Raw genomic sequence first — 26,364 nt, forward strand, 5'->3', positions numbered from 1 at the left:
GAATTAGCGGAGCCGGCGCGATGCGCGAGTTGCGGCGGAGGCTCACATTCTCATGCGGCCCCAGCGGGTGCGTAACTCTCCGCCGCGGCTTGACCTAGTTGGCAGGCTTCATCGCATCCGTCGCCGGCTTCATCGTGTCGACCGCCGGCTTCATGGCGTCCGCCGGTTTCATAGCATCGGCGGCGGGCTTCATGGCATTGGTGGCCATCGGGCCGGCCGGCTTCATCGCATCGGTTGCCGGTTTCATCGCGTCGGCGGCGGGTTTCATGGCGTTGGTGGCCTCGTCGGCCCGGGCGATGCCGCCGGCCAGCAATGCCGTCGAGCACAAAGCGAGCGCAAGCGCCGGCAGCGTCAGGCGGGAAAGAACGGTCATGATGGTCTCCTTGGTTGGGGCGCGCCCACGCGGCGGCCGGCTGTTGCGGCGCCGCAGGCGCGGCGTTGCGCAATTTCTGATCGGGCATGGTCTCTCCCCGCAACCGGGAAGTTCCCGGAGGTAAGCTAATCGGCGGCGGCGGCCAGGATCGGCCCGCCGCCGGGCGATTGCACCAGCACTGCGGTGCTGAGGCCGTTGGCGGCCGCCGGCACGTCGAGCGTCGTGGCCTCTCCGGTCCAGCTTCCGAGCTTCTTCAGCGCATGCACGACATTGCCGTGCGGCAAGGTGCGGCCGGTGTTCTCGCCGCGCGCCACGGGCACCTCGACGACGCCCCTGGCATAGCGCACCAGCCAGATGTCGGCCTTGCCGCCCGGTACGCTCCCCGCGCCGATGCTGGCCTTGCCGCCATCGAGCGACAGCGACGGTCCCTTGATGCGGCCGCTCGCCGCAATCAGCCGCTCGATCTCGCCGGGCGCGGCGCCGACCGCGTCGGCATGGCCGTTGACCACCACCTGCGGCGTGAACGGCCCGTCACGGCCGAGCGGCGGCTCGTAGCTCACCTGGCGCTGCGTGAACTCCTGCCGGCCGAAAATGTCCTTCCAGCCGAGATAGTCCCAGTAGGTGACATTGAAGGACAGCGCCAGCACGCCGGGCTGGTCCTTGACCTTGATCAAATTGGCATTGGCCGGCGGGCAGGACGAACAGCCCTGGCTGGTGAACAGCTCGACAACGGTAAGCGGCTGCGCCGCGGCCTCGCCGAGCGACGCCGCGAGCGCAAGCGCGCCCAGGCTGGACACTGCGAGAAACCTGCTGCGTTTGGCTTGCGACATGGGATTGCTCCGTGGTGACGGCGCCGCGATGCGCCGGTGATGTCCCCACTTCGCCGCCAATTGTCGCTTCGTTACAGCGCTCACCGGTTTGTGATTGAGCGCCAGCGGGTTCTTCCTTCTCCCCCTGTGGGAGAAGGTGGATCGGCGCGCAGCGCCGAGACGGTTGAGGGGTGTTCCAGCGGAGTGAGACGTTGGCGTTTCCTGGAACAGCCCTCATCCGACCTCGCTTCGCCAGGCCACCGCCCGGGGGCGAGCCACGCGTCCCGCCCCGTCCTTCGGACCCCACAAGGGGAGAAGGGAAAACGGCGCCACTATCTCCAGGGCTGCAGACTTCTGTCCCGCACATAGGCGATGATCGTGTCGCAAACGGCATTCATCTCTTTCAGGACATCGTCGTTCCAGAAGCGCAGAACGCGAAAACCCCTAGCCTCCAGCTCGGCCTTGCGGATCCGGTCAGCATCCGAGTCCGCGTGTTGGCTGCCGTCGATCTCGATAATCAGCCCGGCTTCGAGGCAAACGAAATCGGCAATGTATTTTCCAAAAGGAACCTGGCGCCTGAATTTGATCCGGTCCAGTCTGCGGTCTCGCAGTTCCTGCCAAAGCCTGTCTTCCGCTTCCGTCATGTCACGGCGGAGTGAGCGAGCAAAGTTGCGCTTGGCGGGGGTGACGGGTTGGTGCGGCATGGCGCCAGACTAGTCGAACGCTGCGATCCGTCTATAGCCCCGGCGGACGGGACGAGGCCGAGCGCAAAAGGGCTGTTCCAGCGGAGTGAGGCGTTGGCGTTGCCTGGAACACCCCTCATCCGACCTCGCTTCGCGAGGCCACCTTCTCCCACAAGGGGAGAAGGGAGAAGCCGCAGTGTCACTGCGTCAGCACGGTTTGCGAGGGGCGCTGGTTGAAGTCGCATTTGCCCATCACGGTGTAGAAGAAGTCGGCGTTGACGACAGGCGCCGGCACGGCGGAGCCGCCGTCTTCCCAGGCCTGGTAGCCTGTCTGGCCGCACGGCACGGCGGTGAAGATATCGACGGTCTGGCCCGTGGCGATTTCGGGCATGTCGGTCGGGCTGGTGCCGATATAGAGCCGGTTCGAGGTGTTCGGGTCGTTCGACCTGAGCGTGGTCGGCTGGGCCGGTTTGGCCGTCGCGGCGGAAGGCACGTCCATCTCCAGATAGAGCTGGTCCATCTGGCTGACGTCGATGACCGCGCCGGTGCTGTTGGCCGGCGTGGTGGTGCAGACGGTCTGCCGCATGACGCCGTTGCCGTCGGTGCTGGTGATGGCGCCGGAGGGCGTGTTGTCGAAATTGGCGACCGTCGTGGTGTTGCACACCTGCTGCTGCACCTGGGTAAGCGTGGTGCCGCTGACGGTGGAGACGGTGGTGGTGCCATAGCCCTTGGGGTCGCCGCCCTTGTTGTAGACATAGCTGATCTGCATCAGCTTTTGCTTCGTGGTCGAGCCGAATCGCGTGCCGTAGAGATACATCGTCTTGTCCCACCAGCCCGACGCCTTCTCGATCTTGAAGGTGGTCTGCACCAGGGCCGCCGCCTTGTTGACCGCCGAGGTGACGCCGACCGGCACGGTGTCGATCCTGGCGATCTGCATGAAGTCGGTCGGCATGGCGAAGCTCGCCGAGGCCTGCGCCGTGGCGGTGCCGTTGGCCGCGATGGTGAAGCTCACCAGCGTGGCGGTGCCTTGCCCGCCATTGGCGGCAAAGGTGTCCCGGAGCATTTGCTGGCGGGTCGCCAGCGTCGTCGTCTTCGGCAGCGTGGTGATGGCCAGCGTCGCCGCGTCGAGCGCTTGCTGCATGTTGGACCGGGTCTGGACCGCCGACGTATAATCGACCGAGAAGCCGACGACGGTGACCAGCGGCACCAGGCTGATGAAGAACAGCGGCATCATCGCGCCGCCGCGAGAGCGGGCGAACTTTCCTGCAAGCCCCGGCATTTTTCTTACCCCAAAAAACGGTTACCTGCGGGGGAACTAACATGCGCCGGCAAACCGGGGTCTAAGAGGATCGTTCAAAGTTTAAGCATCCGGCCGTGCCCGCCGGCCGTTTCGGGCTTTTCCGCCCGGCTCACCGCTTTGTGATGACCGGGGGCGCCTTGCGCCGCAAGCCTTGCCGCAGCAAGCCGCCCCTGCTAAAGCGCGCGGCATGAGCACGCCCCTCGACCACATCAGGAATTTCTCCATCGTCGCCCATATCGACCATGGCAAATCCACCCTTGCCGACCGCCTGATCCAGCTCACCGGCGGGCTGGAGCTGCGCGACATGAAGGAGCAGGTGCTGGACTCGATGGACATCGAGCGCGAGCGCGGCATCACCATCAAGGCGCAGACGGTGCGGCTGAAATACCGCGCCAACAATGGCGAGGACTATATCCTCAACCTCATCGACACGCCCGGCCATGTCGACTTCGCCTATGAAGTGTCGCGCTCGCTGGCCGCCTGCGAAGGCTCGCTGCTGGTGGTCGACGCCTCTCAGGGCGTCGAGGCGCAGACGCTCGCCAATGTCTACCAGGCCATCGACAACAACCACGAGATCGTCGTGGTGCTGAACAAGGTCGACCTGCCGGCCGCCGAGCCCGAGCGCATCCGCGAGCAGGTCGAGGAGGTGATCGGCATCGACGCTTCCAACGCCGTGCTGATCTCGGCCAAGACCGGCCTTGGCATTCCCGATGTGCTCGAAGCCATCGTCCACCAATTGCCGCCGCCGCGCGAGGGCGACGCGACCGCGCCCTTGAAGGCGATGCTGGTCGACAGCTGGTACGACGCCTATCTCGGCGTCATCGTGCTGGTGCGCGTCATCGACGGCGTGCTGAAAAAGGGCCAGACCATCCGCATGATGGGCACCGGCGCCAAATACCTGGTCGAGCGCACCGGCGTGTTCACGCCCGCCCGCATCAATGTCGAGGAGCTCGGCCCCGGCGAGTTCGGCTTCTTCACCGGCTCGATCAAGGAAGTGGCCGACACGCGCGTCGGCGACACCATCACCGAGGACAAGCGCCAGACCGCGCACGCCTTGCCCGGCTTCAAGCCGGCGCAGCCGGTGGTGTTCTGCGGCCTGTTCCCGGTCGACGCCGCGGATTTCGAGGATCTGCGCGCCGCCGTCGGCAAGCTGCGTCTCAACGACGCCTCCTTCTCCTATGAAATGGAAACCAGTGCCGCGCTCGGCTTCGGCTATCGCTGCGGCTTCCTTGGCTTGCTGCATCTGGAAATCATCCAGGAGCGGCTGGAGCGCGAGTTCAACCTCGACCTGATCGCCACGGCACCCAGCGTCGTCTACCGGCTGCTGCTCAATGACGGCTCGGTGAAGGAGCTGCACAACCCGGCCGACATGCCCGACGTGGTGAAGATCTCGGCCATCGAGGAGCCGTGGATCCGCGCCACCATCCTCACCCCCGACGACTATCTCGGCGGCATATTGAAACTCTGCCAGGATAGGCGCGGCATCCAGGCCGACCTCTCCTATGTCGGCAAGCGCGCCATGCTGACCTACGACCTGCCGCTCAACGAGGTGGTGTTCGATTTCTACGACCGCCTGAAGTCGATCTCCAAGGGCTATGCCTCGTTCGACTATCACCTGACCGATTATCGCGAGGGCGACCTGGTGAAGATGTCGATCCTGGTCAATGAGGAGCCTGTCGACGCGCTCTCCATGCTGGTCCACCGCACGGCGGCGGAAAAGCGCGGCCGCCAGATGTGCGAGAAGCTCAAGGAACTGATCCCGCACCATCTGTTCAAGATCCCGATCCAGGCGGCCATCGGCGGCAAGGTCATCGCCCGCGAAACCATTTCCGCCCTGCGCAAGGACGTCACCGCGAAGTGCTACGGCGGCGACGTGAGCCGCAAGCGCAAGCTGTTGGACAAGCAGAAAGAGGGCAAGAAGCGGATGCGCCAGTTCGGCAAGGTGGATATCCCGCAGGAGGCGTTTATCCAGGCGCTGAAGATGGGGGATTGAGAAGCCGGTTGGCGCGTGTAGCGCACCAAGTCATCGATCCGGTGGATCGATGGCAGGGTTCGAAAGCGGGGGAGCTGCCGGAGGCAGCGGGCCCCCGCCAGCGCGGCAGTGGGAGCTGGGCGGTGGGTTATTCTGCGGGCGGTGGTGGAGGACGATCTTCGGCGATCGGCAAGGACTCATCCAAATCATCGGCGGAGAATGCATTGTAAATCGTTTCGAGTTGCTCTGTTCCGCCCGCTGTCGTCATTGCTGCAATGCCGAGAAATACAGGAGCGTCCGATGAAAATCGAATATGGACACCGACACTGGTCGAATATGCAATTGCCCGAGCTTCGGTTTCCGTAATTTTGACGAACACGTTCACATAAATACCGCCGCTCGGTACGCGTGCACACCTATCTGAAATATCGATTCGTTTTTCTTCACCGTTTAAAACAATCTCAACCAACTCAAAGCTGATCATCTGATCTTCTCTTCCCTGAGCCTCTATTACAGCCCAAAAAATAAATCCCGATCCTTTGATGTAACCGAATAGAATCTTGTGATGACCATAGAGTGAATCTCTTTCTCCACGAGCGTAGATCATGCCGCGTGCTTGCACCGTCCAATCGACATCCGTTTCACCACCTGTCGCCACGCCCAGAACTTTTAGATTGTTCTCGTTGGCCAAGAGTATGGTGTCGCTTCGGACCGATGATGAGAATTCAAGAAAATCGGGAGATATTCCCATATCCGCAATGTAGCGGGCGATCTTTGCCGAGAGTACTTGCGATTGACTAACATTGTCGGGTGATGGGTTTTTGAAGGAGAACTGATGGACTCCAAACTCTGACCCTTGCGGAAAGTACCGTAGCTTACCGCCGATGAAGACCAGAGTTGCGGCACTCATGCATTTGCCAGGCAGCCACACTCGAGGAACCATAAGATGTGAAACGTTGGAGATTTCATTAGGATCAAGAAGGTACTTGCCGATCGACGTGGAGAACCAGCGGTCCCGTATCGCTCGACCTATGACCATGGCTTCGTCAACGTTCCCGCCGGTCGAGTCGATGTAAACAGTCGTCCGAGAGGGAGGCGCCGATCTATTCAAAAATTCACGAAACTTCAGCCCATCTCCTACATGAATGGAGCCAAACGCGTTGATCGAAAACGACCCGCCGATGGCCCTTTCAAAATCGGTCTGAGGATTAGTGAATTCGAATTGCAACCGGTACTCCCGTTAGTAGCCGAAACCGTCACTGATGAAGGATAGCCTCAAACGCTTCAGCGGCGATAATAGAATTGCAAAGCCCCACGTTAGCCATCTTCATCGCCTCCTTCTATGTCCCAATCGATGACACCTTCTCGGATCAGCGTTTTGATCTGATCCCAGATTAGGACACGAGCTACCTCGCTCGGAGTCTTGCCATGCACGCCCGTCTTTGTAAGCCGTTTCAGATACTTGAGTGTCTCTGGAGGCAAACTTGGATTGAGCGGTGAAGCCTTTTGTTGCCCCTTCGCCATAACTAATTAGTAGCTGATTAGTTATTGACCGTCGAATCCGGCCATGCCACGGATTGTGCTCGACACCGCTTCTGATTCGTGGTGCGCTAAGAAAATGAGCGGACGGCCCCTTATAGAACCGCCCGCCCCATCGCTCTAAGATACCTTAGTAGGTCGCCACGTTGGCGCGTGGCGGCCTACGAAAATGGGACACTACGGTCTCCCACCTTCCGTATCTGAGACGAAGATATTCCCGTACAAAGACGGTTTTAGCTTCATCCCACACAAAACGCATCTGCATCGCAATCACCTCCTTTCCCGGAGCAGCTGCCCCGGGCTCGAAGGGCAACGTCGCGAGAAGGTGGCGATCCGAATCAACTCGAATCGTGTATTTCCAATATGGCGGATTCGATTGTTGGCTACCAGCCCTAGCTAATTGACACAATATTGCTGTCTCCCGGCCAAAATCGCTCTCCGGGTCCTTATCGCCTTTGGCCCACGGTGCCCACGCTTTGAGAACGCCCCAACCTGGCGTACCCTTGCAACTTGGGGGGCATCAAAGTGCGCAGCAACTCTCTGGACATCGTCGCCTCTCTCGGCCTCGCCATCGGCGGCGTCTTCGGCCTCGCCGGCACCTTCGTCGCCAGCGCTCCGTTCCGCGAAACACTCTGGGCGATCGACGGCGTGGCTCTGGTCGTGGCCGCCGCACTGCTGACGATGAAATACCAGCGGCTGGGAAATGACTGCGTGGCCGCGGGCTTCCTGACCTTTCTTGCCGGCGAGACCTTGCTGATAGCGGAAATGCGGCGGGGCTGGGGGCCAGCGTGCCCTCCTAGGTCGGCGGCATCTCGCTTTGGGCGCCAGCGCTTGTCATGGTCAGCGCGCCGAAAACCTTTGCTTTGTGGATGCGGCTCACTGCACTCGTTGCTGCATGGAAACGGGGCGCTGACGCTGCTGACCTTCTCCCACAAGGGGAGAAGGAAGAACCAGCGTTGGCGCTGCCTCACCTGACGATCAAGCGGCTAGCACTGGCGATGCTGATGGGCGGCAGGATGGCGCTGGTTCCTCGCCCTACGCAGTGGGGAGAGGTGGCCCGGCGAAGCCGGGACGGAGAGGGGTCTGCGCGGCGCTGGGAGGTTGTTTCAGGGGTTCCTGAGAGGATTTTCTTTCATGCCAGCCAGCTCTCAATCCTGACCGGGTTTTGGCTTCGCGGAGGGCGTCCCCCTCTCCGTCCCGGCTTCGCCGGGCCGCCTCTCCCCCACTTTCGTGGGGGCGAGGAAATCAGGTCGGCGCTGGCCTCACCCCTCAATCCAAACCTTCTCGAAATGCTGTTCCAGCGCCTGGTGCTGCTCGCACCCTTCGATGCCCTTGCGATAGGTCCGGTAGACCGAGCGCCAGTAGGGTTGGATGATGATGCCTGAATCGCGCAAATTCTTCTCGATGCCGGCCATGATCTCCTTGCGCTGGGCGGCGTCGGGGGTGGCGAGCGCCTTGTCGAGCAGTTCGTCGAATTCCTTGTTGGCGTAGGCGCTTTCGTTCCAGGCGGCGCCCGATTTATACGCCAGCGCCAGCACCTGGACGCCGAGCGGGCGGCCGAGCCATTCGGTGCAGGAGAAGGGGTATTTGCTCCAGTCGTTCCAGAAGGTGGCGGCGGGCAGCACGGTGCGCTTGATCTTGAGGCCGGCCTCGCGCATCTGCGCGGCGATCGCATCGCCGGTGCTCTTCTGCCATTCGACGTCGACCGAGATGAGGTCGTATTCATGGTCGGCCTTGCCGGACTCGGCCAGCAGCTTCTTCGAGGCGTCCACGTCGCGCTTGGCCGGGCCGATATCGGCATATTCTGGGTGCATGGGGCCGACATGGTGGTTGTCGGCGGGCTTGCCGCGGCCGCCGAGGCCGAGCGCCAGCACGGCCGAATTGTCGACGGCGAGCTGGGCGGCGCGGCGCACCTTGACGTCGTCATAGGGCGCGTTGGCGACATTGAAGCGGGCGACGATGGTGGAGCCGGTGGCGATCTCGGAATTCTTCAGGCCCATCTGCTCGGTCTGCGAGACGGCATCGGAGGCGGTCTCGTGGTCGGTGTCGATCTCGCCGGATTCGAACGCCGACAGCATGGCGTTTGGGTCGGAGCCGTAGTCGATCCACTGGATGCCATCCAGGTAGAATTCGCCCTTCCACCAGGGCTTGTCCTTGCGCTTTACCTCGGCTCCCGTCTCGGCGTCCCACTTCACCAGCTCGCAAGGGCCGGTGGTGATCGAAAGCGCCTTCAGCGGATCGCCGTCGCCATCATAAGAGCGGTGCATGATCAAAGCGGGATAGTCGGCCATGCCGGCGATCAGCGAAATGTCCGGCTTGGGCAGGTTGAGCTTGATGGTGAAGTCGTCGACCTTCTCGATGCCGCCATCGACCACCTTCTTGGTGTCGGCATTGACCAGCGCGCCCATGCGCGCGGCGACCGAATTGCCGGCAACGCCGGCCTCGCACCAGCGGTTGAGGTTGTGGACGACATCGTCGGCGTTGAAGGCATCGCCGTTCGACCAGGTGATACCCTTGCGCACATGCAGCGTGAGCGTCTTGGCGTCGTCGCTCATCTCCCATTTTTCGAGCAGCCAGGGCTCGAAGGAGAAATCGGTGTTCCAGCGTACGAGATATTCGTTGCAATGGCGCGCGACGTTGGACATTTCGACGCCGTCGAAGGTGCGCGGGTCCTTGAACCCCTTGACGTTCATGGCGACGCGCAGCACGCCGCCCTTCTTGGGCTCCGCCGCGCGGGCGGGCGTGGGGGCCAGCCCGCCCAGGGCAAAGGCGCCGGCGGCGCTGACGCCGAGCCCGGCCATCAGCGCAAAATATTCGCGCCGGTTGATGGCGCCGCTCCTGAAATCCTCGGCGACGGGTTTGGCTTTCGGGTGCAGTTTCCTGTCGGTCAGCATGAATTTCATCGTCGTTCCCTCTTGTTGGGCGCCCGGCCGGCCGCCTGCGCGGGGGCGGATGCGGCTCGCCGGACGCCATTGCCTGAGGGATGATAGGGCGAGCTTACGCAGCGGAGTGTTCTGGAATCCGCAGGACTTGTGCGCTGCTCCGCAGGAGGTTCGCATGAAGGGGGCGCGCGAAGGCCTTCACCTTCGTCATCCACGGGCCTGCGCGGCGTCGCTGCGCTCCTTGCTTCGCCCGTGGATGACGAGGTCACCCCCAGATCATCAGCGCGGCGAGCCCGACGATGCCGACCACCAGCCGCCACCAGCCGAACAGCGCATAGCCTTTGCGCGAGACGTAATCGAGCAGCAGGCGCACCACGAGCAGCGCGGTGACGAAGGCGGCGACGAAGCCGACGGCGATGATCGGCAGGTCGGCCGACGTCAGCACGTTGCGGTTCTTGAACAGGTCAAAGGCGAAGGCGCCGACCATGGTGGGGATGGCGAGGAAGAAGGAAAATTCCGCCGCCGCCCGCTTGTCGACGCCAAGCAGCAGCGCGCCGACGATGGTCGAGCCCGAGCGTGAAGTGCCGGGGATCAGCGACAGGCACTGGAACAGCCCGATCTGCAGGTAAAGCCGGGTCGGGAAGCGTTCGACGTCGCGGTACATCGGCTTGAGCTTCATGCGATCGACGGCGAGCAGCACCACGCCGCCGATGATCAGCATGATGCAGATCAGCCGCGGCGATTCGAACAGGATGGTCTTGATGAAATCATGCGCCAGCGCGCCGATGACGGCCGCCGGCAGGAAGGCGATGAGGATGCCGATGACGAAATGCCGCGTCAGCCGGTCATGCGGCAGGTCGAGCAGCATCTGCCACAAGCGCCGGAAATAGACGCTCAGAATGGCCAGGATGGCGCCGAGCTGGATCAGGATCTCGAAGGCCTTGCCGGTCGAGTGGAAGCCGAGAAAATGGCCGGCGAGCAGGATATGGCCGGTCGAGGACACCGGAATGAACTCGGTCAATCCCTCCAGCAGACCGAGCAGCAGGGCTTCGACGATTGTCTGGCTTTCCATTGGCTACCTCGGCATTCGCTGGATGGGCTGACAGGGCTTGCTTGTCATGGCGCCGAACTCCCCCTATAGGTCGCAACACCCTGACGGCCCGCTTGATCGGGCGGCCAAGACTTACCGGTGCGCCCGGCGATTCGCCAGTGTGGCAATCCGGAATTCGCCATACCCGGGAGGAGCGCGATGCGCGAATTCCGGATTCTGAGCCACACTGCCAACTTCAAGTTCTGGTGTGGTTTGAATTTGAAGTTCCTGAACGCGGATGCCGTTGAGGGGACAGGAACTTCAAATCCAAACCACCAGTGCGCTTTATCATCGCGGAACCATGCTGACGCTTTTCCATCATCCCATGTTCGCCTCCTGCCGGTTCGTGCGCCTCGCTTTCGGCGAGTATGGCGAGGAGCTGGCGCTGATCGAGGAGAAGCCGTGGACGCGGCGCAAGGAGTTCTTGGCGCTGAACCCGGCCGGCACGCTGCCGATCCTTTTGGCCGAGGGCGACGTGCCGATCGTCGGCGCCACGGTCATCTCGGAATATCTCGACGAGACGCGCGGCGTCCTGAAGCGCGACAAGCGCCTGTTCGCCGAGGATCCGATGCAGCGCGCCGAGATCCGCCGGCTCACCGACTGGTATCTCCACAAGGCCGAGAGCGAGGTCACCCGGCATCTGGTGCGCGAGCGCGTGCTGAAGCCGGTCATGCCGGAAACCGCCGGCGGCGGCTCGCCCGATTCGGCCGCCATCCGCGCGGCGCGGGCCAACATCCGCCAGCACATGAAATACACCAACTGGCTGGCCGGCACCCGCCACTGGCTGGCCGGCTCGAGGGTCACCTATGCCGATCTTGCCGCCGCCGCCACCCTGTCGGTGCTCGACTATCTCGGCGAGATCGACTGGCGTGAGCACACCGCCGCGCGCGAATGGTACACGCGGGTCAAGTCGCGGCCTTCGTTCCGGCCGCTGTTGACCGACCGGGTGCGCGGCCTGTCGCCGGTGTCGCATTATGCGGACCTCGACTTCTGACGCCGCAAAACTGCGCGCGCTGATCGACGCGCAGGCGCGGCGCGCCGGTTTCGAGGCGGTCGCCGTCACCACCCCCGATGCGATCCCGCTGGCGCCGGCCCGGCTCGCCGCCTTTGTCGAAGACGGGTTCCACGGCTCCATGGGCTGGATCGCCGAGACGCTGCAACGCCGCAGCGAGCCGTCAAGCCTGTGGCCGCAGGTGCGTTCGATCGTCGTGCTGGCGATGAATTACGGGCCGGACCACGATCCGCGTGACCTGTTGGCCAGGCGCGACCGGGGCGCGATCTCGGTCTATGCGCAAAACCGCGACTATCACGAGGTGATGAAGGGCCGGCTGAAGGAAATCGCCGGCAAGATCGTGGCGCGGGCGGGAGGCGACGTCAAAGTCTTCGTCGATACGGCCCCCGTCATGGAAAAGCCGCTGGCCGAGGCCGCCGGGCTCGGCTGGCAAGGCAAGCACACCAATCTGGTCAGCCGGCAGCATGGTTCCTGGCTGTTCCTCGGCACCATTTTCACAACCGCCGAACTGGTCCCGGACGTCCCAGAGGAGGACCATTGCGGCTCCTGCCGCGCCTGCCTCGACGCCTGCCCGACCGGCGCCTTCCCGGCGCCCTACCGGCTCGATGCGCGGCGCTGCATCTCCTATCTCACCATCGAGAACAAGGAGCCGATCCCGCATGAATTCCGCGAGGCGATGGGCAACCGCATCTATGGCTGCGACGACTGCCTCGCCGCCTGCCCGTGGAACAAGTTCGCCAAGGTGGCCTCCGAGGCCAAGCTCGCCGCGCGTGACGATCTACGCGAGCCGGCGCTGGCCGATCTCCTGCGGCTGGACGACACGGCGTTTCGCGCCTTCTTTTCCGGCTCGCCGGTCAAGCGCATCGGCCGCAACCGCTTTGTCCGCAACGTGCTGATCGCCGCCGGCAATTCCGGCGATGCAGCGCTTGCCGGCGCGGTGCGCGCCTTGCTCGCCGACGCCTCGCCGCTGGTGCGGGGCGCGGCAATATGGGCGCTGGCGCGGCTGGTGCCCGAGGCCGAATATGCCGAACGCGCCGCAGCCGGCCTGAAAACCGAGAGCGACGCGGCCGTGCGCGAGGAATGGGCGCGGCCGGTTCCAGCCAGGGCGCCTGCATGAGCGAAAAGCGGATATTCATCTTCGGCGCCGGCTATTCGGGCAAGGCTTTTGCGCGCGCCAACCGCGATGCCGCCACGACGGTCCGCGGCACGACGCGCTCCGCGGAAAAATTCGAGGCGCTCCGCCAGGCCGGCATCGCGCCGCTGCTGTTCGATGGCGCGCTGACCGGCGAACTCACCAACGCGCTGGCGACAACAACCCATCTGGTGATCTCGATCGCGCCCGAGGAGGCCGGCGATCCCGTGCTGAATGCCGCCCGCGAGGCGATCGTCCGGATGCCCGCGCTTGAATGGATCGGCTATCTCTCCACCGTCGGCGTTTATGGCGACCATGGCGGCGCCTGGGTCAACGAGACGACGCAATGCCGGCCGGTGTCGAAACGCTCGGCGATGCGGATGGCGGCCGAGCAGGACTGGCTGCGGCTTGGCCGCGAGATCGGCCGGCCGGTGGCGGTGTTGCGGCTCTCCGGCATCTACGGTCCCGGCCGCAACGCCTTGGTCAATCTGGAAAACGCCACCGCGCGGCGGCTGGTCAAGCCCGGCCAGGTGTTCAACCGCATCCATTGCGACGACATAGCCGGCGCGCTGTGGCATCTCATCGGGGATAATACAGGCGGCATCTTCAACGTCACCGACGATGAGCCGGCGCCGCCGCAGGACGTGGTGGCCTATGCCGCCGCGCTGATGGGCATCACACCGCCGCCCGAAATTCCCTTCGAGGCCGCCCAACTTTCGCCCATGGCGCGGTCCTTCTATGGCGAGAACAAGCGCGTCGCCAACGCGGCGCTCAAGGCGACGGGCTACCGGCTCCGCTTCCCGGATTACCGCGCCGCCTTCGACCATATGTGGGCAAGCGGCGACTGGCGCGACGGCGCGCCGCGCAGCCCGATGAAACGCTGACGCATTCCGTGCCACGGTTCGGTCGGAATGCGTCGGAAAAGAAAACAGGGCGGTTGACCGGTTTGTGAAAAACGGAACCGCTCCGGCGATCGAAGCAACGTCCATTGCGTGCTATGATTCGGGCTTGGGTTTGCGGCGGGGGTTCATGGAGGCAGCGATGCGGCTCGGCAAGCGTTCACAGCTGGCGGCTTTTGGCCTGCTCGCCCTCACAAGTCTTGCCGCGCGGCCGGCAATGGCCGAGGAACGGGCAAAGGACCTGTTCGGCGCCGAGAGACTGCCGGCGGCGGCCGCGCCGCAATCCTTCGGCTTCTACTCCAAGGGCTGCTTTGCCGGCGGCGTCGCCATCCCCATGGACGGCCCGACCTGGCAGGTGATGCGGCCGTCGCGCAATCGCCGCTGGGGCCATCCGGCGATGATCGCGCTGGTCGAGAAACTGTCGCGCGATGCCGTCGCCGACGGCTGGCCGGGCCTTTTGATCGGCGACATCGCGCAGCCGCGCGGCGGCCCGATGCTGACGGGCCATGCCTCGCACCAGATCGGGCTCGATGCCGACATCTGGCTGACGCCGATGCCCAGCCGTCCGCTGTCGATGGCGCGGCGCGAGACGATGAGCGCGACCTTGATGGTCGACGAAAAGACGCATCTGGTGAAGGACGCGCTGTGGACGTCGGCGCATACGCGGCTTTTGAAGCGCGCGGCGAGCTATCCCGAGGTCGAGCGCATCCTGGTCAATCCCGGCATCAAGAAGAAACTCTGCGACACCGTCAGGGGCGACCGCTCCTGGCTGCGCAAGATCAGGCCGTTCTGGGGCCACGACTATCACTTCCACATGCGCATCGGCTGCCAGCCGGGCTCGCCCAATTGCAAGGCGCAGGAAGCGACCCCGGCCGACGATGGCTGCGGCAAGCCGCTGGCCTGGTGGTTCACGCAGGAACCGTGGCGGCCCAACAAGAACCCGGATGCGCCCAAGGCGCGCGACCTGATGACCATGGCGAACCTGCCGAGAGAATGCCGCGCCGTGCTCGACGCGCCCGGGCCGGCCTCGGTCGAGGCAGCCACCTACCATGGCGGCGCCGTGCCGGTCGCGGTCGCCGCGCCCGAACCCGAAGCGCCGTCGCTGCCCGCCACCGCGGCCAGCGGCACGGCCGGCCTGCCGGGCATGGTGAACGCCTTCACCGCGACGCCCGAGATCGGCGTACCGGTGCCGCGGCCACGGCCGGGAAACTGACCGCGTGATTTGACGCCCCGGCGCTTCGCCGCCGTTCATTCGTCACCCCGTGAGCAGGAGGGCCGGCATTGCAAACGCAGGATATAGGCCTTCGCCGCGTCGTCTGGTGGGTGGCCCTTCTGAACCTGGGCTACTTCATCGTCGAGTTCGCCGTGGCATCCGCGATCGGCTCCGTGTCGCTGTTCGCGGACAGCGTCGATTTCCTGGAAGATGCCTCGCTCAATTTGCTTATTCTCGTTGCCCTGGGCTGGGGCGCCCGCAGTCGCGCAAGGGTCGGCATGGCTCTGGCGGCGATTCTTCTGGTGCCCGCGTTGGCAACGCTCTGGACGGCTTGGGCCAAGTTCAACCTGCCGGTCGCGCCGTCGCCGCTGCCGCTGTCGCTTGCGGGCGCCGGGGCTTTGGCCGTGAATCTGTCTTGCGCGTTCATGCTGGCGCGCTTCCGCCATCACGGCGGCAGCCTGACAAAGGCCGCGTTCCTCTCCGCGCGGAACGACGCCTTTGCCAACGTCGCCATAATCGCCGCGGGCCTTCTCACCGCGGTGATCTGGCATTCTGCGTGGCCCGACCTGATTGTCGGCCTGGGAATTGCCGCCATGAACGCCGATGCGGCCCGCGAGGTCTGGTCCGCTGCCCGCGAGGAGCACAAGGCGGCAGCCTAGTCGCGGCCGTTCGACTTCATAAATCGGTCGTGCGCACCATCGGTTTCGAAAACCGTTTCCCTTTTCAAACTCATGCGCTAGTCAACGGGAGAACGGCAATGAGCCGTCGGGCGCCGGGGACGGACGAGAAAGCATGCCAAACACAGGCGACGACGACACGGCGCTGCGGTTCCCGATCCTGATCGGCGACATCGGCGGCACCAATGCGCGCTTCTCGGTCGTGCTCGACGCCAATTCGGAAGCCGGCGAGCCGGCGATCGTCCAGACCGCCAGCTACAACACAATCGACGAGGCGATCCAGGCGGCGGTGCTCGACCGCTCCTCGGTCCGCCCCAATTCGGCGGTGCTGGCGGTGGCCGGCCCGGTCGATGGCGACGAGATCGAGCTCACCAATTGCCCGTGGATCGTCAAGCCCCGGCAGATGTTCGCCAGCCTCGGCCTCAGCGACATCGTCGTGCTCAACGATTTCGAGGCGCAGGCGCTGGCCGTCGTGGCGCTCGGCGAAGAGCACATGGAAAAGATCGGCGGCGGCGCGCCGGAGCCCAATGCAGGCCGCGTGGTGCTCGGTCCCGGAACCGGGCTCGGCGTCGCCGGGCTGGTGCACGCGCTGCGCCACTGGATCCCGGTGCCCGGCGAGGGCGGCCATATGGACATCGGCCCGCGTTCTAGCAGGGATTTCGAGGTTTTCCCGCATATCGAGAAGATCGACGGCCGCATTTCGGGCGAACAGATCCTGTGCGGACGCGGCCTGGTCAACGTCTACCGGGCGGTGGCCAAGGCGGACGGCAAGCCGTCGCCCTTCACCACGCCGGCCGAGATCACCGCAGCGGCACTTGCCAGGACCGATCCGGTTGCGCAGGAAGCCCTGGAGATCTTCGTCACCTGCCTTGGGCGCACCGCCGGCGATCTCGCCTTGGTGTTCATGAGCCGTGGCGGCGTCTTTCTCACCGGCGGCATCGCGCAGAAGATCGTGCCGGCGCTGAAACAGGGCAATTTCCGCGCCGCCTTCGAGGACAAGGCCCCGCATAGCGAATTGATGCGCACCATGCCCGTCTATGTCATCACCCATCCGCTGGCGGCACTTCTGGGCCTCGCCGCCTACGCCAGGAACCCTTCGCTGTTCGGTGTGCAGACCGCCGGCCGCCGCTGGCAGGCCTAGGCTGGGCCGCATGACGGACCAGGCGTCCGTCCGGTCCCCGCGACGAAGTTAATCAGCCGCGGGCATAGGCAAGCCGGCCGCTTGGCGCTAAGAGGGGCGCCAGAAGGGATGCTGTGTGCAGCCCGGTCTTGCCAAGCGGAAACCACGAAGCGCTCCCGATTTGACACTCCAAGCTCCACATAAGCAGAAAGCCACTCCCGGCGAGGTCTGGGCGGTGCTGCGCCGTATCATCGCGGAGAACGGCCGCGACTACCTTTGGTCCTACATCTTTGCCGGCGCCTGCCTGCTGGCGGTATCCGCCACGACCGCTTTCACCGCCTGGATCATGAGCCCTGTCGTCAACCAGATCTTCTACGAGCGGCGCGGCGATCTGATCGTGTGGATTTGCGCCGGCGTCATGGGCGCCTTTCTCGTGCGCGGTTTCGCCGGCTACGGCCAGGCGGTGACGCTGGCGACCGTCGGCAACAATCTGGTTGCGCGCTACCAGCGCCGCATCTTCGATCACCTGATGAAGCTCGGCGTCGGTTTCTTCAACGACACGAGATCGGGCCGGCTGGCAGCGCAGGTCAACGAGAACGTCAACGGCATTCGCGACCTGCTGTCGATGACGCTGACGTCGATCGCGCGCGACGGGGTGACGCTGTTCGGGCTGCTCGGCGTCATGATCTACCAGGATCCGGTCCTGTCGCTCAGCTCGCTGGTGATCGGGCCGCCGCTCATCTACACCGTTGTCTATCTGATGCGCCGGGTGCGCCGCATCACCCGCGAATCGGTGCAGATCAACTCGCGGCTGATCGGCGCCATGCAGGAAGCCACGCAAGGCATCGCCATCGTCAAGGCCTTCACCATGGAGGACGAGCTGTCGCGGCGCATCGGCCAGCTCGCCAACAGCGCCGAGCACCGCGGCAACAAGATCGCCCGGGTTTCGGAACGGCTGTCGCCGATTTCCGACATGCTGGCCGGTCTCGCCGTCACCGGCGTCATCGCCTACTCCGGCTATCGTGCGCTCGTCCTCGGGCAGCCGCCGGGCGCCGTCTTCTCCTTCATCACCGCGCTGATGCTGGCCTACGACCCGGCAAGGCGGCTGGCGCGCATGCAGGTCGGCATGGAGCGCGCGTTGGTCAATGCGCGCATGATCTACGAAATCCTCGATCTCGAGCCGCAGCAGGGCGATGCGCCGGGAGCCGCCGAGGCCAATTTCACCACGGGCGAAGTGCGGTTCAACAATGTGAGCTTCCGCTATGTCGAGGAGGCACCGGTCCTGCAGGACCTCAGCTTCGTCGCCGCCGCCGGCAAGATGACCGCCATCGTCGGCGCCTCCGGCGCCGGCAAGACGACGCTGGTGGCGCTGCTGCAGCGCTTCTACGACGTCGAGTCGGGTACGATCGAGATCGACGGCCAGGACATTTCGAAGATCACCAAGCAGTCGCTGCGCAGCTCCATCGCCTATGTTTCGCAGCAGCCCTATCTGTTCGAAGGCACCATCCGCGACAACATCCGCTATGGCCGGCTCTCCGCCACAGACGCCGAGATCGAGCAGGCCGCGCGACTGGCCCAGGCCGACGGCTTCATCCGCCAGCAGCCGCTGGGCTACGACACGCCCGTCGGCGAAAACGGCGCGTCGCTGTCGGGCGGCCAGCGCCAGCGTGTGTCGATCGCCCGCGCCATCGTCCGTCAGGCGCCGATCCTGCTGCTCGACGAGGCGACCTCGGCGCTCGACAATGAGGCGGAAGCCAAGGTCCAGGAAGCGCTGACCCACGTCATGGAGGGGCGCACCACCATCGTCATCGCCCACCGGCTGTCGACGGTGGTCAATGCCGACCACATCATCGTGCTGGAACAGGGTCATCTGGTCGAACAGGGCACCCATGCCTCGCTGATGGCCGACCCGCACAGCGTCTATTCCCGCTTCCACCGGGTGCAGGGCAGGAAGGGCCTGGGGCTTGTCGATGACGGCGCGCCACCCCAAACTCCGGCGCCAGGGCCGACGCAACCTATCGAGACGCAGGGCATCGCCGGGAGCGCGAGATGAGTGAAACGCCGACAGCCGACAGACCCGCGGGCGATATGGGCCTGGTGGTGGTGGGCGCCGCCGGCCGCATGGGCCAGACGCTGATCCGCGCCATCCACACAATGCCGGGCGCACGCGTCGCCGGCGCGATCGAGCGGCAGGGATCGCCCTATCTCGGCAAGGATGCAGGCGAGCTTGCCGGCATCGGCATCATCAATGTGCCGATATCGGACGATCCGCTGCCGGCCTTCGCCGGGGCGGACGGCGTGCTCGATTTCACCGCGCCGGCTGCAACCGTCGAATTCGCCGGCTATGCGGCGCAGGCGCGCATCGTCCATGTCATCGGCACGACCGGCTGCTCGGCCGACGACGATGCCAGAATCGCCGCCGCGGCGCGCCATGCCACGATCGTCAAGTCGGGCAATATGAGCCTCGGCGTCAATCTCCTGGCGGTGCTGGTCGAACAGGCCGCGCGCGCCCTCGACGCCGGGGATTTCGACATCGAGATCCTCGAAATGCATCACAGGCACAAGGTCGACGCGCCGTCCGGCACCGCTCTGCTGCTGGGCGAAGCCGCCGCCGCGGGGCGTGGCGTGCCGCTTGCCGGCAACGATGTGCGCGTCCGCGATGGCCACACCGGCGTGCGCAAGCCGGGTTCGATAGGCTTCGCAACCCTGCGCGGCGGCTCGGTGGTCGGCGACCACAGCGTCATCCTGGCCGGCACCGGCGAACGCATCACGCTGGCCCATCATGCCGAGGACCGCACCATCTTCGCCCGCGGCGCCGTCAAGGCAGCCCTGTGGGCGCATGGCAGGAAGCCCGGCCTTTACTCGATGCGGGACGTGCTCGGGCTTGCCTGAAACGACCCCGGACCATCTTCATCCACATGCAATTCCGGACAGAAAACCGCTTCCCACTTCTGCTGGAATTGCTCAGATCCCAGAGGAGCAAAAATGTCGAGAACCCTCGTGCTCGTGCGCCATGGCCAGAGCGAATGGAATTTGAAGAACCTGTTCACCGGCTGGCGTGACGTCGACCTGACCGAACAGGGCCACGCCGAGGCCAAGGCAGCCGGGCAGAAGCTCAAGGCACGCGGCCTGAAGTTCGACATCGCCTTCACCTCGGCGCTGGTCCGGGCGCAAAAAACCTGCCAGCACATTCTTGACGCCGTCGGCCAGAGCGACCTGAAAACCGTTCGCGACCAGGCGCTGAACGAGCGCGACTATGGCGACCTCTCCGGCCTCAACAAGGACGACGCGCGCAAGAAATGGGGCGAGGAGCAAGTGCATGTCTGGCGCCGCTCCTACGACGTGCCGCCCCCCGGTGGCGAAAGCCTGAAGGACACCGGCGCCCGCGTCTGGCCTTATTACCTGCACGACCTCCAGCCGCATGTGCTGCGCGGCGGCACGGTACTGGTCGCCGCCCACGGAAATTCGCTGCGTGCGCTGATCATGGCCCTGGACGGCAAGTCGGGCGAGGAGATCGTCAAGCTGGAGCTCGGCACCGGCGTGCCGGTCATCTACACGCTCAACGCCGATTCCACCGTGGCGTCGAAGGAAGTGCTGGAGGGCTGACCGGTCCGGAGCCGGCAGTCGGAGGCTGCGGCTCTTGCCGGGCATGGCCTTTTGTGAAAGCCGATTCCACCTTTCGGGATCATGTTCCAAAAACCGCGTTGACACACACCGCTTGCCCGCTTATTGAGCCCGCACCAGCCCAGATGGCGGAATTGGTAGACGCGCACGGTTCAGGTCCGTGTTCCGCAAGGAGTGGAGGTTCGAGTCCTCTTCTGGGCACCAAATTCCCGTTTCGAACCGTTAGACGGTTCAGAGACTCGCAGAAAAAGCCCGGCTCGTCCGGGCTTTTTTGTTGCCTGTGCGACCGATCGCCTGGTCATTCCCGCCGACAGAAAGCCGCGGGGATTTGCCCGACATCATGCGCACGCCCGCCGGGAAACGTGCGCTGTCGATGACCGTGCCCTTATCGCACGGACCCTGTCACCGTCCGGTCGACGGCGGGAACGGATTTGCGGTCGTTGCGGCAAGTGCGGCGATGATCAGCAGGCTGGCGACGACCGGGACGAACAGGACCGCCACGCGGGCTTGTACGTAAAGAATGGCGCGCCATTCATTGCGCTTGTCAGGGCTGTCGCTCATCATACACTCTCTGTCATGCCCCTCCCGGGCGCTGACATAGCGACGAACGGTTAAACAACCCCTTCCGAAATCGTTAATCGGCGGGAATTGCGCGGGTTCAGTTCAATCCGATCCGCTTTGCGCCTTGCCGGAACAATGCCTCCGCGTCCGCCTCGAAACGGAACGTGCCGATGAAATCGTCGGCGCGGTAGTCCGGCAGCGCCTTGCGGAGGGCGGCGGCGAAATTGCGTGCCTCGTCGAGCCGCCCGGCCAGCGCCAGGCAGTGTGCTGCTATCGCCAGGATGATGGCGTGGGCATTGGGCCGCGCCGCCGCCTTCAGCGCCCATTCTGCCGCTTCCTCGAACTGGCCGAGCCGCACATGCGACATGGCGCGCGCGCCCAGCATGCCGAACAGCAGCGGGTCGAAAGGGCTGAGATGGCGCGAATGGTCGGAGGAGCCGATCGCCGACTGCGGATCGCCTGACTGCGAGTGGACGAAGGACAGCGCATAGTGGCCGAGCGCGAAATTGGGGCTGAGCTCCACTGCCCGTTCCAATTCGAAGAGCGACCCGTCCTGTTCGCCGCGCAGCCACAGCGCCCGGCCCATCGCCCAGTGCGCGGCAGGGTTCTGTTCGTCAACCAGGAGACTGTGCCCCGCTGTCTCGTAGGCTAGCGCGCTTTCGTGGTCGCGGTCGCCCCAGCGCTGGAAAGCGCTTTGCCAATGGGTGAAGGACAGGCCGGCATGGGCGCGGGCGAAGGTCGGGTCGAGCGCCGTCGCCACGCTGAAGAAATGCTGCGCCAACTCGTTTTCCGGCTGGGTGAAGCGATACATGTGCCAGAGGCCGCGGTGATAGGCCTCCCAGGCGTTGAGCGAGTTGGGCGCCTTCAGCATGGCGCGGTTGCGCTCGACCGTCTCGATCTCGGCCGAGATAGACGAGACGATCGCGTTGCCGATATCGTCGAGCACGCCGAAGAGGTCGTCGGCCCGGCGCTCGAAGCTCTCGGCCCAGACGATCCTGGCCGTGCGAACCTCGATGAGCTCGACGGCGATGATGACGCGGCCGGCCACGGTGCCCACCGTGCCGGTGGCGACATAGTCCACATTCAGCTGCCGCCCCGCTTCCTGCGGCGCGATGTTTTTCTCGGCGAGCGCGAAGACCGAGCCGCGCGCGATGACGAAGAAATCCCTGAGCTTGGCCAGACGCGTGATGATGTCATGGGTCAGGCCGTCGGCGATCCCGCCGCGCGTGCCGCAAGGGCCGGCAGTCTCGACGAACGGCATCACCGCCAGCGAGGCGTGGCTGGGCTCCACGCCCACTGGGGCGGGCGACGGCGGCGATGCCGCGATGCCGGCGGGCTGCGCCGCAAGCCGATCTACAGCCGGCCGATCTACCGCCGGCCGATCTATCGACGGCCGATCTTCCGCTGGCCGATCTTCCGCTGGCTTGTCGCGCAGCGCCTGCCAGGCCGCGCGCACCGGTCCGAAGTCCAACCCTTCCGATTGGAACAATTGCGCCGTCGCCGTCAGGTGCTGCTCGGCCGCGCCGATGGCGCCGCGCCCGGCCAGATGCGTGAGCAGCGCCAGATGCGCGCGGCCGTCGAACGGCGCCAGCTCCACCCACCGGTCAAGACCGGCTGCTGCCGCCTCCGAACCGGGCGGAAGCGCCGCGACCAGGTGCTCCAGCACGGCGGCGTGAGACGACTGGAAGCGGCGGCGCTGCGCGATCAGCCAACTCTCGAAAAACGGACTGCGGTCGAGCTCCAGACCGTCGAGAAAGTCGCCGGCGAACAGCTCCGACAGCGATCGCAGGCGCTCCGCGTCGAGCGAGGCGATCCCTTGCGCGGCGGCGGCGCTAACCTCCAGCGCGTCGACGAAACAGCCGTCGAGGCGCAATGCGACCGTGTCGTCCTGTGTCTCGACCCGACGGTGCCCCGGCTCGTCGAGGACGGTGCGAAGCTTGCTGAGGCACCAACGCAACTCGCCCCTGGGGTCGTTCGGAACATCCCACAAGAGCTCGCACAGCCGAGCGCGTCCCACCGGATGCGGCGCCAGCGCCAGATAGGCAAGCAGCGCGCGCAGCTTGCGCGATGCCGGCAATTCGGCCCGCACGCCATCGCGCACGACCGCGAACGGCCCGAGCAGGCGCACGGCAAGAGCGGGCTTGCCGCGATCCAGGCTCGGTCGAGCGGATTCCACGTGCATTTCCACGCTTGCTCCCACGCTTCCTCCCACGTTGGCCGGTCGGCCCTCGTTTATCACCGAACACGGCATGAACGCACCCGGTTGCGAGTTGCGCGCCGGGATGCGGGCAGCCGCATTGCCGGCACGTCGAGCGACCCTAGCGCGGCAAGGTCTCGAAACCTCGCCGCCCAAGCCGCCGGTTTGTAACCGGCCCGTGACCGCAAGGTACCAACACAGACGAGGAGACAGATATGTTGCAGCAAGCAAGAATCAGAACCACGGCCGGCCGCGGCCGCCTGTTCGACAGCATTTTGGACACGGTCGGCGACACGCCGGTCATCCGCATCAACAATCTTGGCCCGGCCCACGCGACGATCTACGTCAAGGCCGAGTTCTTCAACCCGGCTGCCTCGGTGAAGGACCGGCTGGCGCTCAACATCATCGAGGAGGGCGAGCGCAGCGGCGCGTTGAAGCCGGGCCAGACCATCGTCGAGGCCACCAGCGGCAACACCGGCATCGGGCTCGCCATGGTCTGCGCCCAGAAAGCCTATCCGCTGGTCGTCACCATGGCCGACAGCTTTTCCGTCGAGCGCCGCAAGCTGATGCGCATGCTGGGTGCCAAGGTGGTGTTGACGCCGCGCGCCGAAAAGGGGTTCGGCATGTACAAGAAGGCCGTGGAGCTGGCCGAGGCCAATGGCTGGTTCCTGGCGCGACAGTTCGAAACCAGGGCCAACGCCGCCATCCACGAGGCGACGACGGCGCGCGAGATCATCAATGATTTCGCCGGCTCGCGGCTCGATTGCTTCGTCACCGGCTACGGCACTGGCGGCACCGTCGTCGGCGTGGCGCGCGTGCTGCGCCGTGAGCGGCCGGATGTCCGTATCATCCTGTCCGAGCCGGCCAACGCCCAGCTCATCGGCAGCGGCAAGGCGCAGCAGCGCGGTGCCGACGGGGCGCCCGCCGCCAGCCACCCGGCCTTCGAGCCGCATCCGATCCAGGGCTGGACGCCTGATTTCATCCCCAACGTGCTGCAGGAAGCGGTCGATGCCGGCCTCTATGACGAGGTGATGCCGATCGCCGGGCCCGAAGGCATCAAATGGGCCAAGGCGCTGGCGCGGAAGGAAGGCATCTTCACCGGGATTTCCGGCGGCGCCACCTTCGCCGTCGCGCGGCAGGTCGCCGAGGAGGCGCCGGCCGGATCGGTGATCCTGTGCATGCTGCCCGACACCGGAGAACGCTACATAACGACGCCGCTGTTCGACGGCATCGATGCCGAGATGGACGCCGACGAGATGGGGTTGTCGCGATCGACGCCCGGCTGCCAGTTCCCGGCGGCTTGACGGGAGGCTGTCATGGACGTCGCGCAGGAAACCCTTGGCGCTGTGGCCGAGGAGACGCTTGACCCCCTGGACTGGGCCGATGTGCAGGCCCTGTCGCACCGGGTCATTGACGATGCCGTCGACTATCTGCGCGACGTGCGCGACCGTCCGGTCTGGCGGGAGGTGCCGGCTGACGTGAGGGAGGTCTTCGCCGCACCCCTGCCGCGAACGCCGGCGCGGCTGGCCGCCGTCTATGGCGAGGTCTCCCGCACCGTGATGTCATACCCGATGGGCAACATCCATCCTCGCTTCTGGGCCTGGTACATGGGCTCGAGCAACTTCACCGGCGCGCTCGGCGATTTCCTGGCGGCGATCCAGGGTTCCAACCTCGGCGGCGGCAACCATGCCGCCGGGCTGATGGACTGCCAGGTCGTCAACTGGTGCAAGCAAATGCTGGGGTTTCCCGTCTCGGCCAGCGGCACGCTGGTCAGCGGCGGTTCGATGGCCAACATGATCGGGCTGACGGTGGCGCGTAACGTCAAGGCCGGCATCGACGTGCGCGAGCATGGCGTTGCCGCCATCGAGAAGCCCCTGCGCTATTATGGCTCGGACCAGCTCCATTCCTGTCACCGCAAAGCCATGGAGGCGCTCGGCCTCGGCAACCGGGCCTTGCGGCGAATACCGACCGATGCCGGGCTGCGCATCGACATCGCTGCCTTGCGGGCGGCAATTGCCGAGGACCGCCAGGCGGGCTTCAAACCGGCCTGCGTCATCGGCAATGCCGGCACCGTCAACACCGGAGCGATCGACGATCTGCGGGCGCTTGCCAAGCTGGCGCATGAGGAAGAGCTCTGGTTCCATGTCGATGGCTGCATCGGCGCCCTGGTCGCCATCGCTCCGCAGAACGCCCATCGCGTCGCCGGCATCGAATGGGCCGATTCGATCGCGCTCGATCCGCACAAATGGCTGCACGCGCCGTTCGAGGCCGGCTGCGCCCTGGTCAGGGACGCCCTCGCGCATCGCCGTACCTTCGCCGTGACGCCCGAATATCTGGAATCGACGCCGCGTGGTCTCGCCTCCGGCGAATGGCTGCACGACTATGGTTTGCAGACGTCGCGCGGCTTTCGCGCGCTCAAAGTATGGATGGCGCTGAAGGAGCATGGCATCGACAAATTCGGCCGCCTGATCGACCAGAACATCGCGCAAGCGGCCTATCTCGCCGGACTGATCGAGGACGAGCCGTCGCTGGTGCTGATGGCGCCGACCACGATCAACATCGTCTGCTTCCGGCATCGGCTTGCCGGGGCGTCCGGCGAGGAGCTTAAGCGGTTCAACACGGAGATCATGCTGCGTTTGCAGGAACAAGGCATTGCGGCACTGTCGGACACGACGGTGCAAGGCCAGCATTGCCTGCGCGTGGCGATCACCAACCACCGGACCCGGCGCGACGATCTTCACCTGCTGGTGCGGGAAACGCTGCGGCTGGGACGCCAGATCGCGGCGGAGGCGGCTTCCTAGTTCGCGGCGGCCATGCGAGTCTGCCGGCATGATTCGAAAGGTCCAATCGTGACGCTCTTTCGCGCGGCCACACTCGCGGCATTGGTCTTCGCCACCTCGGCCGGGGCGGCCGACATGGCTTTCTTCGTCAAGAACCAGCGCGGGCAGGCCGTTGCGGTCGAACTGTTCAGCCGCGACCGCGAAACGGTCTGGCCGGGCGACGACAAGGTGTTCCTGATCGATCCCGGCTCACGCAAATCGGTGCCGATTTCGTGCAATGAGGGCGAACGCATCTGCTACGGCGCGTGGGTCAACGGCAACGACGCCGTCTCGGCCGGCGTCGGGCCGGACAACGACCGGCCCTGCGACGATTGCTGTTTCATCTGCGTGCACCATTCGACCGAGACCGTCGACCTGGTCGAGTAGCGCCAATCTCCCCAAAATTAGTCCGGGATTGTCGCGGTCGACCCCTTTAGCGATCGCTCGCCCCGTGCAATGCCC

General features: G+C 65.1%; 23 protein-coding genes and 1 tRNA gene. 15 read left to right on the forward strand and 9 right to left on the reverse strand.

Annotated elements, in window-relative coordinates; genetic code table 11:
• Positions 1-94: 94 nt before the first annotated feature.
• From FJ951_RS07455 to FJ951_RS07470, 4 genes are all read right to left on the reverse strand, one after another.
• Entirely contained in the window at positions 95-373 is a 279-nt protein-coding gene (locus FJ951_RS07455) for a hypothetical protein (RefSeq protein ID WP_140514157.1), read from the reverse strand.
• A 125-nt stretch (positions 374-498) separates the two neighbouring features.
• Positions 499-1,203: a DUF1223 domain-containing protein gene (locus tag FJ951_RS07460; RefSeq protein WP_140514158.1), complete on the reverse strand. Its 705-nt coding sequence runs from the start codon at positions 1,201-1,203 to the stop codon at positions 499-501.
• A 311-nt stretch (positions 1,204-1,514) separates the two neighbouring features.
• A complete protein-coding gene (locus tag FJ951_RS07465) occupies positions 1,515-1,886 on the reverse strand; it encodes an endonuclease domain-containing protein (protein ID WP_140491726.1) in 372 nt (123 codons plus the stop codon).
• Positions 1,887-2,064: 178 nt separating this feature from the next.
• Complete coding sequence (locus FJ951_RS07470) at positions 2,065-3,144, reverse strand: TadE/TadG family type IV pilus assembly protein (protein ID WP_140514159.1); 1,080 nt, start codon at positions 3,142-3,144, stop codon at positions 2,065-2,067.
• A gap of 208 nt (positions 3,145-3,352) precedes the next feature.
• On the opposite strand from FJ951_RS07470, the gene lepA reads away from it, so the two are divergent.
• Complete coding sequence (lepA, locus tag FJ951_RS07475; RefSeq protein ID WP_140514160.1) at positions 3,353-5,158, forward strand: translation elongation factor 4; 1,806 nt, start codon at positions 3,353-3,355, stop codon at positions 5,156-5,158.
• A 127-nt stretch (positions 5,159-5,285) separates the two neighbouring features.
• Here the strand turns inward: lepA and FJ951_RS07480 are convergent, their stop codons facing one another.
• Positions 5,286-6,365: a hypothetical protein gene (locus FJ951_RS07480; protein ID WP_181172207.1), complete on the reverse strand. Its 1,080-nt coding sequence runs from the start codon at positions 6,363-6,365 to the stop codon at positions 5,286-5,288.
• 836 nt (positions 6,366-7,201) lie between these two features.
• Here FJ951_RS07480 and FJ951_RS28390 point away from each other — a divergent pair.
• Positions 7,202-7,651 (forward strand): hypothetical protein, encoded by a 450-nt coding sequence (locus tag FJ951_RS28390; RefSeq protein ID WP_246671689.1) that lies wholly within the window; start codon positions 7,202-7,204, stop codon positions 7,649-7,651.
• Between the two features lie 287 nt (positions 7,652-7,938).
• Here the strand turns inward: FJ951_RS28390 and FJ951_RS07495 are convergent, their stop codons facing one another.
• On the reverse strand, positions 7,939-9,579 hold the full coding sequence (locus FJ951_RS07495; RefSeq protein WP_140514161.1) for an ABC transporter substrate-binding protein: 1,641 nt from the start codon (positions 9,577-9,579) through the stop codon (positions 7,939-7,941).
• Positions 9,580-9,823: 244 nt separating this feature from the next.
• Positions 9,824-10,630 carry an undecaprenyl-diphosphate phosphatase gene (locus FJ951_RS07500; RefSeq protein ID WP_140491714.1) on the reverse strand — a complete coding sequence of 269 codons (807 nt, stop codon included), beginning with the start codon at positions 10,628-10,630 and terminating at the stop codon, positions 9,824-9,826.
• A gap of 319 nt (positions 10,631-10,949) precedes the next feature.
• Between FJ951_RS07500 and FJ951_RS07505 the strand changes: the two genes are divergently transcribed.
• The 10 genes from FJ951_RS07505 (at position 10,950) to FJ951_RS07550 (ending at position 20,529) form a co-directional block, all read left to right on the forward strand.
• Entirely contained in the window at positions 10,950-11,642 is a 693-nt protein-coding gene (locus FJ951_RS07505; protein WP_140491712.1) for a glutathione S-transferase family protein, read from the forward strand.
• On the forward strand, positions 11,623-12,777 hold the full coding sequence (gene queG, locus FJ951_RS07510) for a tRNA epoxyqueuosine(34) reductase QueG (RefSeq protein ID WP_140514162.1): 1,155 nt from the start codon (positions 11,623-11,625) through the stop codon (positions 12,775-12,777). The genes FJ951_RS07505 and queG overlap by 20 nt, the downstream gene beginning before the upstream one ends.
• Positions 12,774-13,676 carry an SDR family oxidoreductase gene (locus tag FJ951_RS07515; protein ID WP_140514163.1) on the forward strand — a complete coding sequence of 301 codons (903 nt, stop codon included), beginning with the start codon at positions 12,774-12,776 and terminating at the stop codon, positions 13,674-13,676. The genes queG and FJ951_RS07515 overlap by 4 nt, the downstream gene beginning before the upstream one ends.
• A gap of 145 nt (positions 13,677-13,821) precedes the next feature.
• Complete coding sequence (gene mepA, locus FJ951_RS07520; protein ID WP_140514164.1) at positions 13,822-14,904, forward strand: penicillin-insensitive murein endopeptidase; 1,083 nt, start codon at positions 13,822-13,824, stop codon at positions 14,902-14,904.
• 110 nt (positions 14,905-15,014) lie between these two features.
• Positions 15,015-15,563, forward strand: a complete 549-nt coding sequence (locus tag FJ951_RS07525) for a cation transporter (protein WP_246671690.1) — start codon at positions 15,015-15,017, stop codon at positions 15,561-15,563.
• Between the two features lie 133 nt (positions 15,564-15,696).
• On the forward strand, positions 15,697-16,722 hold the full coding sequence (locus tag FJ951_RS07530; protein WP_140514166.1) for a glucokinase: 1,026 nt from the start codon (positions 15,697-15,699) through the stop codon (positions 16,720-16,722).
• Between the two features lie 160 nt (positions 16,723-16,882).
• The gene (locus FJ951_RS07535) at positions 16,883-18,754 is read left to right on the forward strand and encodes an ABC transporter ATP-binding protein (protein ID WP_140514167.1); all 1,872 of its coding nucleotides are present in this window, start codon (positions 16,883-16,885) and stop codon (positions 18,752-18,754) included.
• A complete protein-coding gene (dapB, locus tag FJ951_RS07540) occupies positions 18,751-19,593 on the forward strand; it encodes a 4-hydroxy-tetrahydrodipicolinate reductase (protein ID WP_140514168.1) in 843 nt (280 codons plus the stop codon). Before FJ951_RS07535 ends, dapB begins: the two co-directional genes overlap by 4 nt.
• Positions 19,594-19,686: 93 nt before the next feature.
• Complete coding sequence (locus FJ951_RS07545) at positions 19,687-20,307, forward strand: 2,3-bisphosphoglycerate-dependent phosphoglycerate mutase (protein WP_140514169.1); 621 nt, start codon at positions 19,687-19,689, stop codon at positions 20,305-20,307.
• 137 nt (positions 20,308-20,444) lie between these two features.
• A tRNA-Leu gene (locus tag FJ951_RS07550) sits at positions 20,445-20,529 on the forward strand.
• A gap of 198 nt (positions 20,530-20,727) precedes the next feature.
• On the opposite strand, the gene FJ951_RS07555 is transcribed toward FJ951_RS07550, so the two are convergent.
• Positions 20,728-20,886 carry a hypothetical protein gene (locus FJ951_RS07555; RefSeq protein ID WP_181172211.1) on the reverse strand — a complete coding sequence of 53 codons (159 nt, stop codon included), beginning with the start codon at positions 20,884-20,886 and terminating at the stop codon, positions 20,728-20,730.
• A gap of 97 nt (positions 20,887-20,983) precedes the next feature.
• Positions 20,984-23,068 carry a transcriptional regulator gene (locus FJ951_RS07560; RefSeq protein ID WP_140514440.1) on the reverse strand — a complete coding sequence of 695 codons (2,085 nt, stop codon included), beginning with the start codon at positions 23,066-23,068 and terminating at the stop codon, positions 20,984-20,986.
• Between the two features lie 230 nt (positions 23,069-23,298).
• Here FJ951_RS07560 and FJ951_RS07565 point away from each other — a divergent pair, with 230 nt between their 5' ends.
• From FJ951_RS07565 to FJ951_RS07575, 3 genes are read left to right on the forward strand one after another with little or no spacing between them, the layout of a single operon-like run.
• Positions 23,299-24,387 (forward strand): pyridoxal-phosphate dependent enzyme, encoded by a 1,089-nt coding sequence (locus FJ951_RS07565; protein ID WP_140514170.1) that lies wholly within the window; start codon positions 23,299-23,301, stop codon positions 24,385-24,387.
• Positions 24,388-24,399: 12 nt separating this feature from the next.
• Positions 24,400-25,884 (forward strand): aspartate aminotransferase family protein, encoded by a 1,485-nt coding sequence (locus FJ951_RS07570; RefSeq protein WP_140514172.1) that lies wholly within the window; start codon positions 24,400-24,402, stop codon positions 25,882-25,884.
• A 48-nt stretch (positions 25,885-25,932) separates the two neighbouring features.
• Positions 25,933-26,289, forward strand: a complete 357-nt coding sequence (locus tag FJ951_RS07575) for a hypothetical protein (protein WP_140514173.1) — start codon at positions 25,933-25,935, stop codon at positions 26,287-26,289.
• Positions 26,290-26,364 lie beyond the last annotated feature (75 nt).

It is taken from the genome of Mesorhizobium sp. B2-2-3, assembly GCF_006442405.1.
Lineage (GTDB): Bacteria > Pseudomonadota > Alphaproteobacteria > Rhizobiales > Rhizobiaceae > Mesorhizobium.

Excerpts from the sequence above, each read along its gene's own strand:
- FJ951_RS07455 (WP_140514157.1), bottom strand. The coding sequence starts at position 373 with ATGACCGTTCTTTCCCGCCTGACGCTGCCGGCGCTTGCGCTCGCTTTG.
- FJ951_RS07460 (WP_140514158.1), bottom strand. The coding sequence starts at position 1,203 with ATGTCGCAAGCCAAACGCAGCAGGTTTCTCGCAGTGTCCAGCCTGGGC.
- FJ951_RS07465 (WP_140491726.1), bottom strand. The coding sequence starts at position 1,886 with ATGCCGCACCAACCCGTCACCCCCGCCAAGCGCAACTTTGCTCGCTCA.
- FJ951_RS07470 (WP_140514159.1), bottom strand. The coding sequence starts at position 3,144 with ATGCCGGGGCTTGCAGGAAAGTTCGCCCGCTCTCGCGGCGGCGCGATG.
- lepA (WP_140514160.1), top strand. The coding sequence starts at position 3,353 with ATGAGCACGCCCCTCGACCACATCAGGAATTTCTCCATCGTCGCCCAT.
- FJ951_RS07495 (WP_140514161.1), bottom strand. The coding sequence starts at position 9,579 with ATGAAATTCATGCTGACCGACAGGAAACTGCACCCGAAAGCCAAACCC.
- FJ951_RS07500 (WP_140491714.1), bottom strand. The coding sequence starts at position 10,630 with ATGGAAAGCCAGACAATCGTCGAAGCCCTGCTGCTCGGTCTGCTGGAG.
- FJ951_RS07505 (WP_140491712.1), top strand. The coding sequence starts at position 10,950 with ATGCTGACGCTTTTCCATCATCCCATGTTCGCCTCCTGCCGGTTCGTG.
- queG (WP_140514162.1), top strand. The coding sequence starts at position 11,623 with ATGCGGACCTCGACTTCTGACGCCGCAAAACTGCGCGCGCTGATCGAC.
- FJ951_RS07515 (WP_140514163.1), top strand. The coding sequence starts at position 12,774 with ATGAGCGAAAAGCGGATATTCATCTTCGGCGCCGGCTATTCGGGCAAG.
- mepA (WP_140514164.1), top strand. The coding sequence starts at position 13,822 with ATGGAGGCAGCGATGCGGCTCGGCAAGCGTTCACAGCTGGCGGCTTTT.
- FJ951_RS07530 (WP_140514166.1), top strand. The coding sequence starts at position 15,697 with ATGCCAAACACAGGCGACGACGACACGGCGCTGCGGTTCCCGATCCTG.
- dapB (WP_140514168.1), top strand. The coding sequence starts at position 18,751 with ATGAGTGAAACGCCGACAGCCGACAGACCCGCGGGCGATATGGGCCTG.
- FJ951_RS07545 (WP_140514169.1), top strand. The coding sequence starts at position 19,687 with ATGTCGAGAACCCTCGTGCTCGTGCGCCATGGCCAGAGCGAATGGAAT.
- FJ951_RS07555 (WP_181172211.1), bottom strand. The coding sequence starts at position 20,886 with ATGAGCGACAGCCCTGACAAGCGCAATGAATGGCGCGCCATTCTTTAC.
- FJ951_RS07560 (WP_140514440.1), bottom strand. The coding sequence starts at position 23,068 with ATGCACGTGGAATCCGCTCGACCGAGCCTGGATCGCGGCAAGCCCGCT.
- FJ951_RS07565 (WP_140514170.1), top strand. The coding sequence starts at position 23,299 with ATGTTGCAGCAAGCAAGAATCAGAACCACGGCCGGCCGCGGCCGCCTG.
- FJ951_RS07570 (WP_140514172.1), top strand. The coding sequence starts at position 24,400 with ATGGACGTCGCGCAGGAAACCCTTGGCGCTGTGGCCGAGGAGACGCTT.